The sequence below is a fragment of the Vibrio sp. S12_S33 genome (genome assembly GCF_963889785.1).
In the GTDB taxonomy this organism is placed as follows: Bacteria; Pseudomonadota; Gammaproteobacteria; order Enterobacterales; family Vibrionaceae; genus Vibrio; species Vibrio aestuarianus.
The window spans coordinates 92,032-106,164 of the sequence record NZ_CAWPQZ010000011.1 but is presented as its reverse complement, the minus strand read 5'-3'; the positions used below and the strand labels follow the sequence as shown (position 1 = coordinate 106,164).

Genomic DNA, 14,133 nt, shown 5'->3' with positions numbered 1-14,133 from the left:
TGAGTTCAATGGGCAGGAGGTCTGAGAGTGTCTCAACGTGATTTGGTTTATAACTGTTGATGATATCGAGGGCTTGAGAAACGTGCATAAAAAAATCCGATAAACAATGTCTATCGGATTTTTACATAAAGGTAGGATCATTCAACTGATCTGCCGATTAAAGTCTTAACTGATCGGCATTAGATCCCTAAGCTCTTCCTTTTTCTTCATCTATAACTTTCTTCTCAACAACATTACGGCTATCACAAGAAATACCACACTTGGGGCTATTGCTCCCAATGCGGGAGGAAGCCCGTATACGATGCTAAGAGGTCCAAAAAACTCACTGGATATATAAAACGTAAACCCAGCAATCACCCCTGACAGTATTCTTGCCCCCATAGTGACACTACGTAATGGACCGAAAATAAATGAAAGTGCCATCAGCATCATCACTGCAATAGAAAACGGTTGAGTGATCTTACGCCATAACGCCAAATCATAACGGGATGAGTCCTGCTCAGAAGCTTTTAGATAAGAGACATAATCATATAACCCACTTAAAGAGAGCTCTTCAGGTTTAACGGTTACAACTGCTAACTTATCGGGAGCAAGCGATGTCGTCCATTGATACTCTGGCAATTGCTGCTTATAAATGACAATTTCATCGCGCATATCGGTAATTTGAACATCTTTCATTATCCATTGATTATCTTTGTCATAATCGGCTTCTTTGGCAAAAAAGATATTCTGTAATTTCTTATTGTTATCAAAGCGCCACATGTTCAATCCATAGAGCTTATCGTTATCTATTTTGCCAATAAAAATAAAATCGTTCGCATCACGAGCCCAGACACCGCTTCGTACCGAAACGATACTGCCACCTGAAATCGCAAAAGAACGAGAGTCTCGTGCTAACTTCTGAGCTTGAGGTGCCCCCCATTGCCCAAGAACAGTAATTATGATCATCAACGGAACGGCTGTTTTCAAAACAGAGAAACCGATATCAAGTTTTGACACTCCTGCCGCCTGCATCACGACCAATTCGGAGCTTGCCGCCAGCATCCCTAAGCCGATCAAGGCTCCAAGTAAGGCCGCCATCGGGAAAAACATCTCAATATCACGGGGGACACTCAAAATAACAAAGAACAGCGCTTGCAACAGGTCAAACCCGCCTTTACCTACGTGTCTCAAATTATCAACAAATTTGATAATGCCCGATAAACCAACAAAAACAATCAGCACTAAAGAGGTGGTTACAATGATAGTGCGACCAATATATAAATCTAAAATCTTAAACACGACTTATACCACCCTCTTCTGTTTGAGCTTATCTTTAAAGCGCCTCACTGGCACACTATCTAGTGTATTCACCAAAATTGCAGCGATAAGTAATGCGGCATTAATCGGCCACATACCAATAACGCTAGAAAGTGAACCATCTTCAATCGCTGATTTTGTGGCACTGAGCGTCAGGAAGTAGGCAAGATAAATTAAAATCGCAGGTCCCATTTTTGCAAAACGACCTTGACGAGGATTTACGGCAGAAAGTGGCACAACCAACATCGTTAACAGCGGAATACAAACAACAAGCGAAATTCGCCATTGTAGTTCCGCTTGCGCTTTTGTATTTGAACTCGAGACTAACTTTAACGTAGGCAAAGCTTCCCAATCACGACCTTTAGGTTTTACTTCACGTTGCCCAATGAGCCCTTCGTATTCATCAAATTCCGTAATCATATAGTCAATACGAGTCGGCACTCCCTCATAGCGAGTTCCCTCATACATGGTAATCATTTGACGACCATCACTCAGTTCTTTGACGTCGCCTGAATTCGAAAACATCACACTTGGTAAAATAGAATCACGTGGAGCTAGTTGAGCAACAAACACGTTGTACAGTTTCTTATTTTCAACACTATCGATAAACACAACAGAAGAGCCGTCAGGGGTACGTTGGAACTGACCTTGTTGTAATAAATCAACGCTGTTTTCCGCTGCTAGTTGTTCTATCAATTGAGCGTACTTATCTTGGCTCCATGGTGCTAACCAAAACGCATTAAATGCAGCGGTACCCGCAGTAATAACAGCAAGATATAATGCCCCCTGAATCAAGAACTTATTACCAATTCCGGTGGCATTCATCACGGTAATTTCACTTTCCGCGTATAAACGACCAAAAGTCAGTAATATGCCGATATAAAGGCTTAAAGGCAGCATTAATAGCCCCATCGCAGGCATTTTTAACGCCACGATAGAGAAAATCATCCGGGCAGGAATTTCACCAGCAGAAGCATCAGCCAAAACTTCTATAAATTTTTGGCTCAGAAACACTAAAAAAAGCACAAAAAAGATCGCAAATTGGCTCTTGAGTGTCTCGCGGATCAAATATCTAACAATAATCACGCTGAAATTACCTATACAAAACTTGTTTTTTTGATTGAATCACTATAATTTCCCGTTGAACCTTTTATTTTTAAAATTTTCACTAACTGTTAGCCCGTTCAATTAATAGTAGATCCAAACATGGATTCAACAACTAAGAGCGCATTATCTAACATTTAGTTCTATTTGTCTTCAGGATGTAGGAGTACGCATGGAGTTCAGTGTAAAAAGTGGCAGTCCAGAGAAACAACGTAGCGCATGTATCGTTGTGGGAGTGTTCGAACCACGCCGCCTTTCTCCAGTAGCAGAGCAGCTTGATAAAATCAGCGATGGCTATATTAGTTCACTACTTCGTCGTGGTGATCTCGAGGGTAAACCAGGCCAGATGCTACTGCTGCATCAAGTACCAGGTGTTCTTTCTGAGCGCGTTTTACTGGTTGGTTGTGGTAAAGAACGCGAATTAGGCGAACGTCAATACAAAGAAATCATTCAAAAAACTATTAGCACACTTAATGAAACGGGTTCCATGGAAGCTGTCTGTTTCCTCACGGAACTGCACGTCAAAGGCCGTGATACTTACTGGAAAGTACGCCAAGCCGTTGAAGCAACGAAAGATGGCCTATACACCTTTGACCAATTTAAGAGTGCAAAACCAGAAACTCGTCGTCCACTGCGTAAATTGGTCTTTAATGTACCGACTCGTCGTGAACTTAACGTAGGCGAACGTGCCATTTCGCACGGTCTGGCTATTTCTTCTGGTGTGAAAGCATCTAAAGATCTTGGCAATATGCCACCAAACATTGCTAACCCAGCCTATCTTGCTTCTCAAGCTCGTCGCTTAGCTGACGATTACGAGACAGTCTCAAGCAAAATTATTGGTGAAGAAGAGATGGAAAAACTAGGTATGAGCTCATACCTAGCGGTTGGTCGTGGTTCAAAAAATGAATCGATGATGTCGGTCATTGAGTACAAAGGCAATCCAGACCCAGATGCGAAACCAATCGTATTGGTGGGTAAAGGTCTAACGTTCGATTCAGGCGGCATTTCATTGAAACCAGGCGAAGGCATGGATGAAATGAAGTATGACATGTGTGGCGCGGCTTCTGTCTTTGGTGCAATGAAAGCACTCGCGAAATTAAACCTACCATTAAATGTTGTGGGTATATTGGCTGGTTGTGAAAATATGCCAGGCAGCAATGCTTACCGCCCAGGTGATATTCTCACCACCATGTCAGGCCAAACCGTTGAAGTACTCAATACTGATGCTGAAGGTCGCCTAGTGCTTTGTGATGCACTCACTTACGTTGAGCGTTTTGAGCCAGATTGCGTAGTAGACGTAGCAACTCTGACGGGTGCTTGTGTCATTGCACTAGGTCATCATATCAGTGGTGTAATTTCAAACCACAACCCGTTAGCACACGAACTGGTTAATGCTTCAGAGCAAGCAAGCGATCGCGCATGGCGTCTACCAATGGCAGATGAATACCATGAGCAGTTGAAAAGTACATTTGCCGATATGGCAAATATCGGTGGCCGCCCTGGTGGTACGATTACCGCAGGTTGTTTCTTATCTAAATTTGCTAAAAAATACAACTGGGCGCACTTGGACATCGCTGGTACAGCATGGAAATCAGGTGCCGCTAAAGGCTCAACGGGTCGTCCGGTCTCATTGCTTGTCCAATTCTTATTGAATCGCAGTGGCCAAGAGACTGAGGAATAAACCTCAAAATTTGAAAAGGGCCGCAAGGCCCTTTTTTGTTGATGAGCAATCGATCATTAGGCAATGAAATGCAACGAGCTACTTTTTACATTGTGAATGAAAATAGTCCTCAAGCTCAGCTTGAAGGTTTTGAACAATACGTCTTGTTCCTCACTCATCACTTTGCCAAGCAAGGCGCTAAAGTGTATTTACATTGCCATGATAAAACCCATGCTGAACAATTTGCAGAACACCTGTGGCAAGTATTACCAGAAAATTTCGTCGCGCATAATCTCGTCGGAGAAGGCCCTAAATACTCAACCAATATTGAAATTGGTTATCAAGGGGTAAAACCCAATTGGAATCGCCAACTGGTAATAAATGTGGCGAATAATCATACAACCTTTGCGAACGCCTTTACAGAGGTGGTAGACTTCGTCCCCTGCGAAGAAAAAGCAAAGCAACTGGCTCGCGAAAGGTATAAAATCTACCGACAAGCTGGCTATCAGTTGCAAACAATCGAGATCCAACATCCATAGGTTAAACCTTATAGTTAAGGCGATCTTAAACAAGATTCTTCACTTATAAAGTTTAACTAAGATTAATCATTCACAGTACCCATTTAAGAGCACTATGGAAAAGACATATAACCCAACAGCAATCGAACAAGCTCTGTATCAGACTTGGGAAGAGAACGGCTACTTTAAGCCTCACGGTGACACATCAAAAGAAGCGTACAGCATCATGATCCCGCCACCGAACGTCACTGGTAGCCTTCATATGGGTCACGCATTCCAAGACACCATTATGGATACTTTGATCCGCTGTGAGCGTATGAAAGGCAAAAATACCTTATGGCAAGTGGGTACTGACCACGCAGGTATCGCAACTCAAATGGTTGTTGAACGTAAAATTGCCGCAGAGGAAGGCAAAACCAAGCATGATTACGGTCGTGAGGCGTTCATCGACAAAATCTGGGAATGGAAAGGCGAATCTGGCGGTACCATCACCAAACAGCTACGTCGCCTTGGTGCATCTGTAGACTGGGAGCGCGAGCGCTTCACAATGGATGAAGGTCTTTCAAATGCGGTTCAAGAAGTCTTCGTTCGTCTTTACGAAGATGATTTAATTTACCGTGGTAAGCGTCTTGTTAACTGGGATCCAAAATTGCACACTGCGATTTCTGATCTCGAAGTTGAAAACAAAGATAAAAAAGGCCATATGTGGCACTTCCGCTACCCATTAGCGGATGGCGTAAAAACAGCAGATGGTAAAAATTACATTGTCGTTGCAACCACACGTCCTGAAACCATGCTTGGTGATACTGGCGTAGCGGTAAACCCAGAAGATCCTCGCTATCAAGCACTGATTGGTAAAGAGATCATCCTGCCTATCGTTGATCGTCGCATCAAAATTGTTGGTGACGAACATGCTGATATGGAAAAAGGCACGGGTTGTGTGAAGATCACTCCAGCTCACGACTTTAACGACTATGAAGTTGGTAAACGCCACCAACTACCAATGATCAATATCCTAACTTTTGATGCCAACATCCGTGACGCAGCAGAAGTTTTCACCACCAATGGTGAAGCAAGCGATGCATACAGCAGCGAGCTCCCAGCCAAATATCAGGGTATGGAGCGTTTTGCTGCGCGTAAAGCTATCGTTGCTGAATTTGAAGAGCTCGGCCTGCTTGATGAAATTAAAGATCACGACCTAACGGTTCCTTATGGCGACCGTGGTGGTGTGGTTATCGAACCAATGCTAACCGACCAATGGTATGTGCGCACAGCGCCACTAGCGGAAGTCGCAACCAAAGCTGTTGAAGATGGTGAAATTCAATTCGTACCAAAACAGTACGAAAACATGTACTTCTCTTGGATGCGTGATGTTCAAGACTGGTGTATCTCTCGTCAACTTTGGTGGGGTCATCGTATTCCTGCATGGTACGACAATAATGGTAATGTGTATGTTGGCCGTACTGAAGAAGAAGTTCGCGCTAAACACAACCTTGCCCCAGTGATTGTACTAAACCAAGACAATGACGTACTCGATACCTGGTTCTCGTCAGCACTTTGGACATTTGGTACCCAAGGTTGGCCAGAAAATACTGACGCATTAAAAACATTCCACCCATCAGATGTTCTTGTTACTGGTTTCGATATCATCTTCTTCTGGGTTGCTCGCATGATCATGATGACCATGCACTTCTGTAAAGATGAGAACGGCAAACCACAAGTTCCATTCAAAACGGTTTACGTTACCGGCCTTATCCGTGATGAAAACGGCGACAAAATGTCGAAATCAAAAGGTAATGTGCTTGATCCTATCGATATGATCGATGGTATTGACCTTGAATCTTTGGTTGAAAAACGTTGTGGCAACATGATGCAGCCTCAGCTCGCCGCTAAGATCGAGAAAAACACACGTAAGACCTTTGAAGACGGCATCGAAGCTTATGGTACTGATGCACTACGCTTTACCTTGGCTGCCATGGCTTCAACTGGCCGTGATATCAACTGGGACATGAAACGCCTAGAAGGTTATCGCAACTTCTGTAACAAATTGTGGAATGCAAGCCGTTACGTGTTGATGAATACCGAAGAGCAAGACTGTGGTTTCGCCGCTGGTAGTGAACTTGAGTACTCACTAGCAGACAAATGGATTGAATCGCAATTTGAACTAGCAGCAAAAGAGTTCAATAACCATATCAACAACTTCCGTTTGGATATGGCAGCGAATACAATCTACGAATTCATCTGGAACCAATTCTGTGACTGGTACTTAGAACTGACTAAACCAGTACTGTGGAAAGGCACCGAAGCGCAGCAACGTGCTACACGTCGTACCCTTATTACGGTTTTAGAGAAAACGTTGCGTTTAGCTCATCCGGTGATTCCGTACATTACAGAAACGATCTGGCAAAGCGTGAAACCAATGGTTGATGGCGTGGAAGGCGATACCATTATGCTGCAAGCACTGCCTCAGTATGATGAAGCTAACTTCAACCAAGAAGCACTTGATGATATCGAGTGGGTGAAAGCGTTCATTACCAGTATTCGTAACCTGCGTGCGGAATACGACATTAACCCAGGTAAGCCTCTAAACGTGATGCTAAAAGCAGCAAGCGAGCAAGAAGTGGCACGCTTACAAGCTAACAAAGCGGTTCTATTGTCACTGGCTAAGCTAGAAGCATTGTGCGTTCTAGAAAACAGTGAAGAAACGCCTGCTTGTGCGACAGCGCTAGTCGGTAAATCTGAACTGATGATCCCGATGGCAGGCTTGATTGACAAAGATGCTGAGCTTGATCGTCTTGCAAAAGAGATCGCCAAAACTCAAGGTGAGATCAAACGCATCGAAGGCAAACTTGGCAACCAAGGCTTTGTCGCTAAAGCACCAGAAGCTGTTGTTGCAGCTGAGCGTGGTAAGCTTGACGGCTATAAAGAGACACTGGTTAAACTGGAAGAGCAAAAAGCAACCATTGCAGCCCTATAGTAGCAGACTCACTAGCCATTAAAACGCAAAAGGTCGGTATAAAAATACCGACCTTTTTTATGGCGCTAATACCAATCACACCACTCGATTCAGTTTATCTCCACGCTCAAACGCAGCAATGTTATCCATTAAGATATTAGCCAACTGTTGAATAGCTGAATCACTACCCCACGCAACGTGCGGTGTTAATAATAGATTCGGCAGTTCCAAATTAGCTAGTAATGGATTGCTTTTATCTGCGGGCTCACGACTGAATACATCCACTCCTGCTCCAGCGATCTGCCCTGTTTTAAGCGCCATAACCAACGCGTTTTCGTCTACTAAGCCACCACGGCCAGCGTTAATCAACAATGCGTTAGGTTTCATCATCGCCAGCTCTTGTTCACCAATCAGGTTAAGGGTTTGATCGGTCAGTGGGCAATGCAAGCTCACAACATCCGCCTCAGCCAGCATTTGCTCGAAGGGCATAAAACCTTGTCGGCATAATTCAGCACCTTTTCGTTCAGCAAATATCACCTGCATACCAATCGCTCGTGCCAACGTCGCTGTCGCTTGTCCAAGCGCACCACTGCCGACCACACCAAGTGTTGAACCTGCGACATCCCCTATCGGGTGAGTAAAAAAGCAAAATTGTTTATTACGCTGCCATTCTCCATTGGCAATATCTTGATGGTAGGCAAACAGGTTGCGTCTTAACGCATAAATCATTGCAATAACATGCTCTGGCACTGAACGGGTCGCATAACCCTGAACATTAGCCAGCGCTATTCCCGCTTCACGGCAATATTCAACATCAACGTTATTCACCCCAGTTGCAGAGACTGCAATGAGGCGCAATTTAGGGCACTGACAAAGTAAGGATTTATCGAGTATCACTTTATTGGTGATCACGATATCGGCTTGTGACAAGCGTTCTAGCACTTGCTCGGTAGAGGTAAAGTCGAACTCAAGCCATTGGTGGGCAAAAGGCAGCGTTGGCAAGTGAATCTGCGCAGGAATTGTCGCTCTATCGAGAAACACAACAGTGGGTAATGACATATCAGCTCCTTGTCGCTACCCACAGCAAATTATGGTCGAGGCAGCGTTTTATAATCAGGTAATTTTCGCTCAGGATCAAAGTTTTGCAGAATTTGCTCTTGTGCATCGGGATAAAAATCACAGCCGACAAAAATGCTGCGCAGCCAATGACTCTTAGGATGATAAAAACTCAGCTCCGCGGCATGCAATTCTAAACGATCAGAAAATGCTTTTGCCTCTTCTGTTGCATAAAATTCATCACCCACGATTGGATGACCTAATGCTTGCATATGAACACGCAATTGATGTGAACGTCCAGTAACAGGAAGAAGGCGTACAATTGTCGTCTTTTCTTCCCTTTTCGCTACTTGATATAAGGTTTTCGATAGTTTTCCATCCTCAAAGCATACTTTCTGTTTAGGGCGGTTTGGCCAATCGCAAATCAGAGGTAGCTCAATCACGCCTTCATCAAGTTCGACATTTCCCCATACACGTGCGTAATAAATCTTATGCGTTAAGCGGTACTGAAATTGTTTTTTTAATGCGCCTTCAGCGTATTTATTTTTTGCCAGTAGCATCAGGCCTGATGTCGACATATCCAAACGATGCACGACTTGTATATCCGGATATTGTTCAGCCAAGCGACTCCACATACTGTCATGATGTTCTGGCAATCGACCGGGAACAGAAAGTAGCCCAGAAGGCTTATTCACCGCTAGGATATGATCATCTTCATAGACGATATCGATCCAAGGATCAGTCGGTGGTGTGTATTCAAGCATCGCCATAAAAGGTCTCCAAAAAAATCGGCGCATTATATAACGAAACTGACTCAAGATGCTTGTATCAATACCCCTCGCTAAAAATCGGTCAAGGTAGAAATGAGCCACAGGGTGTAATTATAAATTGACAGATTAAATCAGTGTGATATTGAATGTGTATCTTGACATTAAACGCAAGACAAAAGTCGAAAACAATAAATCATAATCGACCGATCAATGAAAAACACAACATTACTCAAGGAACAAGAATGGAAAACACCGTCCCTTATCAAGCAGTTAAAAGTTTGACCTTACCGCAATTGCTCCGCTCTCTCGGCCCCGGAATTATGATGGCAGCGGCCGCTGTTGGCGGTTCACACCTTGTCGCTTCAACCAAAGCTGGTGCAATTTACGGTTGGCAATTAGCCGTTATGATCCTGCTTGTTAATCTGTTGAAATATCCTTTTTTCCGAGCAGGTATCCAGTACACAATGGGCACAGGTCAAAGCCTAGTACAAGGATATGCAAAACTAGGGCGCGCTTATCTGTGGGTATTTATGGTACTCAGCGTTGTCTCAGCCATCATCAACACCGCTGCTTTATTACTGTTTAGTGCCAGTTTACTTGCCTACTTTGTACCGTTTGAGCTGAGTACTGTCATTTTATCTACCGTGGTGCTAGTCACTTGTTTGGTGATTCTCTTTGCTGGCCATTTCCGGGCGCTTGATTCACTGTCAAAAGTTATCATGGCAGTATTGACCATTGCCACCTTACTTGCTGTTGTTATTGCAGCCGTTAACCCAGCGCAAGTTGTGGTCGAAACAACCTCACCTTCTCCTTGGACCTTAGCGGCGATTGGCTTTTTGGTGGTCACTATGGGTTGGATGCCTGCGCCAATTGAAATTTCAAGTATCACGTCAGTTTGGCTCAAACGTCAGTGTCGTGAGCAACAAGTCACGCCGCAATCAGCGCTATTTGATTTCAATGTCGGCTACATCGGTACCGCTATTTTGGCCATTGTTTTTTTAGCATTAGGGGCTTTAGTTCTACACGGTACTGGTGTAGAACTCTCACAGTCAGGCGTCGGTTTCTCTCATCAATTAGTCGGGCTCTATGCCTCAACGATCGGAGAGTGGGCGCGCTATCTTATTGCCGTGATCGCTTTCTTCTGTATTTTTGGCAGCACGATTACAGTAATTGATGGTTATTCGCGTGTGATTGCTGAAGCTCAGCGTTTACTGCAAAACCAGCAAACGGAGAGCCCACGTCACTATCAAGTGTGGGTTATCATTGTCTCTGCATTGGCGTTGGGAATTATTGCATTTTGGGCATCAGCATTAATGCCAATGCTAAATTTTGCAATGATCATGGCCTTCATGACCACACCGATCTTTGCGCTATTGAACTACATTCTAGTCATTAAAACACCACTGCCAGCCGCGCTCGCCGTTGGTAAAAAGCTCAAATGGCTATCGATTGTAGGTTTGATCTATCTATTTGGTTTTCTGGCCGTCTTTATTTGGTGGAAATGGTTAATGTAACTGGCGAGATAAAATAATACCAATCACAGTAAATAAGTGATCAGAAATAGCGCAGGAAAAAGGCTTGAGAACAAGGCAGGATTTTTCGATAAGTAGTTATTCTACAATCAAAAATTCTAACGCAGTTATCGAGCATTTTAACCAGCTAGGATGAACAGTTATTTACTACGATTGGTATAAACCCCAAGAAAAAACAAAGGCCTTATAAATAAGGCCTTTGTTATATCGAACAAACTCAATCAATTGTGCGCGACCACTATCAAACGTAAGGAATCAAGCTGGAACTGAGCTTTGTTAATATAGCCTGTCAATTCTTTGATTTGCTCTTCAATCGCTTCGATTTCTTCATCACGAATATTCGGGTTCACCGCTTTCAATGCTAACAAACGCTCAAGTTCTGCGTTCAAATTGGCCTGCATCTCTTGCTGAGCTTGCTCACGGATAGTTTCAACACGAGCAACTACTTGGCTTTCACTGGCGGCAATTAAGTTATGGACATCGTTTTGAACTGAAGTCACCAACTTGCTCGCTAAATGACGATTAACTGGACTTAGCTGACGGTTAAAGCTTTCAAATTCAACCTGAGCAGAGAGATCATTACCGCGAGCATCCATCATCAAACGGATTGGCGTTTGTGGAAGGAATTGACTAATACCACTGCGTTTTGGTGCTTGTGCGTCCACAACGTAAACCAATTCCAGCAAAATAGTACCAACTGGTAGCGCCTTGTTTTTCAGAAGCGAAACCGTAGAAGTCCCCACCCCCTCACTCATTAGAAGATCAATTCCTCCTTGAATCATTGGGTGTTCCCAACTGATGAAGTTCATGTCTTCACGAGAAAGTGCTGTGTCACGATCAAAAGTAATCGTCGCACCTTCATACGGCAAACCTGGGTAGCTTGGTACCATCATATGTTCCGATGGCGTTACGACCAGTGCATTTTCACCGCGATCATCTTGGTTTAAACCAATCGCATCAAATAAACTCAATGCAAAGGTTACTAAATTAGTATCACCATCAGTTGAGGCGATATCAGCAACGATCTTTTGTGCTTTTTCACCACCGTTGGAATGCATCTCTAGTAAACGGTCACGGCCTTGTTCGAGTTGTGTTTTTAAGGTTTTATTTAACTTAGCCGACTCATCAATGATCTCATCCAATTGTTCAGTATTACCTGATGCAAGCATTTCAATTAGAGTCGTTGCGTATTTATCGTAAACAGCACGCCCGGTCGGGCAAGTTTCAGCAAAGGCATTTAAACCTTCATCAAACCAGCGAGCTAAAATTGCTTGTGAAGTCCCTTTTAGGTAAGGCACATGTATATCGATATCGCGCTGTTGACCAATACGATCTAAACGACCAATACGCTGTTCAAGTAGATCAGGGTTAAATGGTAAATCAAACATCACCAATTGGTTAGCAAACTGGAAGTTACGACCTTCAGAGCCAATTTCACTACAGATCAAAACCTGCGCTCCGCCCTCTTCTTGAGCAAAATAGGCTGCGGCTTTATCACGTTCTAGAATCGACATCCCTTCGTGGAAGACGGTGGCGCGAATGCCTTCACGTTCACGCAATGCTTGCTCCAATTGCAAAGCCGTACTAGCACGTGATGCAATCACTAAGATTTTTTCACTGCGTTTTTCTTTAACTTTTTCGATCAGCCAATTCACACGTGAATCAAACTGCCACCAGCTTGCATCGTCACCTTCAAACTCTTGGAAGATCTCTTCTGGATAGAGCATTTTCATCGCACGAGCTTCCGCGCTGAGTTTGCCACCGATCATGCCTGCAACACGCATCGATGTCGTATATTGCGTTGGAATTTCCATTGGCATCAAGTGTACATTACGCACAGGGAAACCTTTAATGGCAGCGCGTGTGTTTCTAAATAGTACACGACCCGTACCATGACGATCCATCAAGTTATCGATTAGCTCTTGGCGGGCTGCCACTTTGCTATCTTGGTCTGAATTGCTTTCAATAATGCGGAATAGTGGTTCAACATCTTGCTCTGAAAGTAGCTCTGTAATTTGGTTTTTTGCCTCATTTTGCAGCTTTTCGCCAGAAAACAGTGCGGTCACAGAATCGGCGACTGGAGCATATTGCTCTTCTTCTTTGACAAAAGCCTCGTAGTCATAGAAACGATCAGGATCGAGCAAGCGTAGGCGTGCAAAGTGGCTTTCACGACCAAGCTGCTCTGGCGTTGCAGTCAACAGCAATACGGCTGACGTATTTTGTGCAAGCCCTTCCACGATTTGGTAAGCACGACTTGGCTTATCTTGGCTCCACTCTAGGTGATGAGCTTCATCGACCACCAGCAGATCCCACTCCGCATCCATCGCTTGCTCAAAGCGTTGACGACTCTTGCGTAGAAAATCAAGCGAACACAACACATATTGTTGAGTATCAAATGGGTTGTGCGCTTCAGCGAAGGCTTCAACACAACGCTCTTCATCAAAAATGGAGAAATGAAGGTTAAAACGGCGCATCATCTCCACTAACCATTGATGCTGTAATGTTTCAGGCACCACTATCAAAATGCGTTCAGCGCGACCAGACAATACCTGTTGGTGGATGATCATACCCGCTTCAATCGTTTTACCTAAGCCCACTTCATCGGCCAATAAAACACGAGGGGCGTGACGACGACCCACTTCGTGCGCAATGTACAGCTGATGCGGAATCAAACCAGCGCGCATCCCACACAAACCACGCATTGGGCTCTTGTGCTGCTGGTATTGGTTCGTCAAAGCGCGGTAGCGCAATACAAAGTTATCCATGCGGTCTATTTGGCCTGCGAACAACTTGTCTTGTGGTTTATTGAAACGAATTTGATGGCTTAAGAAAATTTCGCGCAGCGCAACACCGCTTTCGCCCGTGTCTTCACGCGTACCAAGGTAAGTCAGCAAGCCCTGATCTTCGACCACTTGCTCAACCTTGAGTGACCAACCTTCCTGGCTTTCAACCACATCACCAGAATTAAACGTCACTCGGGTTACCGGGGCATCACTGCGTGCGTACACGCGGTTTTCCTCTGATGCTGCAAACATCAAAGTGACGGTTCTTGTGTCTAACGCAACAACTGTACCTAAACCAAGATCACTTTCTGTATCGCTTATCCAGCGTTGCCCCAAAGCAAAAGTCATGTATCGACTACCTCATTTATTTAGAATGAATTATATCGGTCTGTCACCAAGTGGAGATAACTCCTAATTATGATTGTTGTTGGAGTATGGTGCAGAAAAAGGTCGCT

At 44.2% G+C, this 14,133-nt stretch carries 9 protein-coding genes; 4 read left to right on the top strand and 5 right to left on the bottom strand.

The window, feature by feature from the left end; genetic code table 11:
* Positions 1–210: 210 nt before the first annotated feature.
* Complete coding sequence (lptG, locus tag AACW06_RS07680) at positions 211–1,281, bottom strand: LPS export ABC transporter permease LptG (RefSeq protein ID WP_192074623.1); 1,071 nt, start codon at positions 1,279–1,281, stop codon at positions 211–213.
* 3 nt (positions 1,282–1,284) lie between these two features.
* A complete protein-coding gene (gene lptF, locus AACW06_RS07675; RefSeq protein WP_192074622.1) occupies positions 1,285–2,385 on the bottom strand; it encodes an LPS export ABC transporter permease LptF in 1,101 nt (366 codons plus the stop codon).
* A gap of 190 nt (positions 2,386–2,575) precedes the next feature.
* Between lptF and pepA the strand changes: the two genes are divergently transcribed.
* The 3 genes from pepA (at position 2,576) to AACW06_RS07660 (ending at position 7,558) form a co-directional block, all read left to right on the top strand.
* Entirely contained in the window at positions 2,576–4,084 is a 1,509-nt protein-coding gene (gene pepA / locus AACW06_RS07670) for a leucyl aminopeptidase (protein ID WP_192074621.1), read from the top strand.
* A gap of 68 nt (positions 4,085–4,152) precedes the next feature.
* Positions 4,153–4,602, top strand: a complete 450-nt coding sequence (locus AACW06_RS07665) for a DNA polymerase III subunit chi (RefSeq protein WP_192074624.1) — start codon at positions 4,153–4,155, stop codon at positions 4,600–4,602.
* A gap of 94 nt (positions 4,603–4,696) precedes the next feature.
* The gene (locus AACW06_RS07660; protein ID WP_192074620.1) at positions 4,697–7,558 is read left to right on the top strand and encodes a valine--tRNA ligase; all 2,862 of its coding nucleotides are present in this window, start codon (positions 4,697–4,699) and stop codon (positions 7,556–7,558) included.
* A gap of 75 nt (positions 7,559–7,633) precedes the next feature.
* Here the strand turns inward: AACW06_RS07660 and AACW06_RS07655 are convergent, their stop codons facing one another.
* Together AACW06_RS07655 and rluA are read right to left on the bottom strand one after the other, a co-directional pair.
* A complete protein-coding gene (locus AACW06_RS07655) occupies positions 7,634–8,596 on the bottom strand; it encodes a D-2-hydroxyacid dehydrogenase (RefSeq protein ID WP_192074619.1) in 963 nt (320 codons plus the stop codon).
* A 29-nt stretch (positions 8,597–8,625) separates the two neighbouring features.
* Positions 8,626–9,363, bottom strand: a complete 738-nt coding sequence (gene rluA, locus AACW06_RS07650; RefSeq protein ID WP_192074618.1) for a bifunctional tRNA pseudouridine(32) synthase/23S rRNA pseudouridine(746) synthase RluA — start codon at positions 9,361–9,363, stop codon at positions 8,626–8,628.
* A gap of 242 nt (positions 9,364–9,605) precedes the next feature.
* Here rluA and AACW06_RS07645 point away from each other — a divergent pair, with 242 nt between their 5' ends.
* Positions 9,606–10,877 (top strand): NRAMP family divalent metal transporter, encoded by a 1,272-nt coding sequence (locus AACW06_RS07645; RefSeq protein ID WP_192074617.1) that lies wholly within the window; start codon positions 9,606–9,608, stop codon positions 10,875–10,877.
* A 239-nt stretch (positions 10,878–11,116) separates the two neighbouring features.
* Here the strand turns inward: AACW06_RS07645 and rapA are convergent, their stop codons facing one another.
* Complete coding sequence (gene rapA / locus AACW06_RS07640) at positions 11,117–14,026, bottom strand: RNA polymerase-associated protein RapA (protein ID WP_192074616.1); 2,910 nt, start codon at positions 14,024–14,026, stop codon at positions 11,117–11,119.
* Positions 14,027–14,133 lie beyond the last annotated feature (107 nt).

Bases quoted from the DNA above. Each gene is read 5' to 3' on its own strand.
- pepA (WP_192074621.1), top strand. From the start codon at position 2,576: ATGGAGTTCAGTGTAAAAAGTGGCAGTCCAGAGAAACAACGTAGCGCA.
- AACW06_RS07665 (WP_192074624.1), top strand. From the start codon at position 4,153: ATGCAACGAGCTACTTTTTACATTGTGAATGAAAATAGTCCTCAAGCT.
- AACW06_RS07660 (WP_192074620.1), top strand. From the start codon at position 4,697: ATGGAAAAGACATATAACCCAACAGCAATCGAACAAGCTCTGTATCAG.
- AACW06_RS07655 (WP_192074619.1), bottom strand. From the start codon at position 8,596: ATGTCATTACCCACTGTTGTGTTTCTCGATAGAGCGACAATTCCTGCG.
- rluA (WP_192074618.1), bottom strand. From the start codon at position 9,363: ATGGCGATGCTTGAATACACACCACCGACTGATCCTTGGATCGATATC.
- AACW06_RS07645 (WP_192074617.1), top strand. From the start codon at position 9,606: ATGGAAAACACCGTCCCTTATCAAGCAGTTAAAAGTTTGACCTTACCG.
- rapA (WP_192074616.1), bottom strand. From the start codon at position 14,026: ATGACTTTTGCTTTGGGGCAACGCTGGATAAGCGATACAGAAAGTGAT.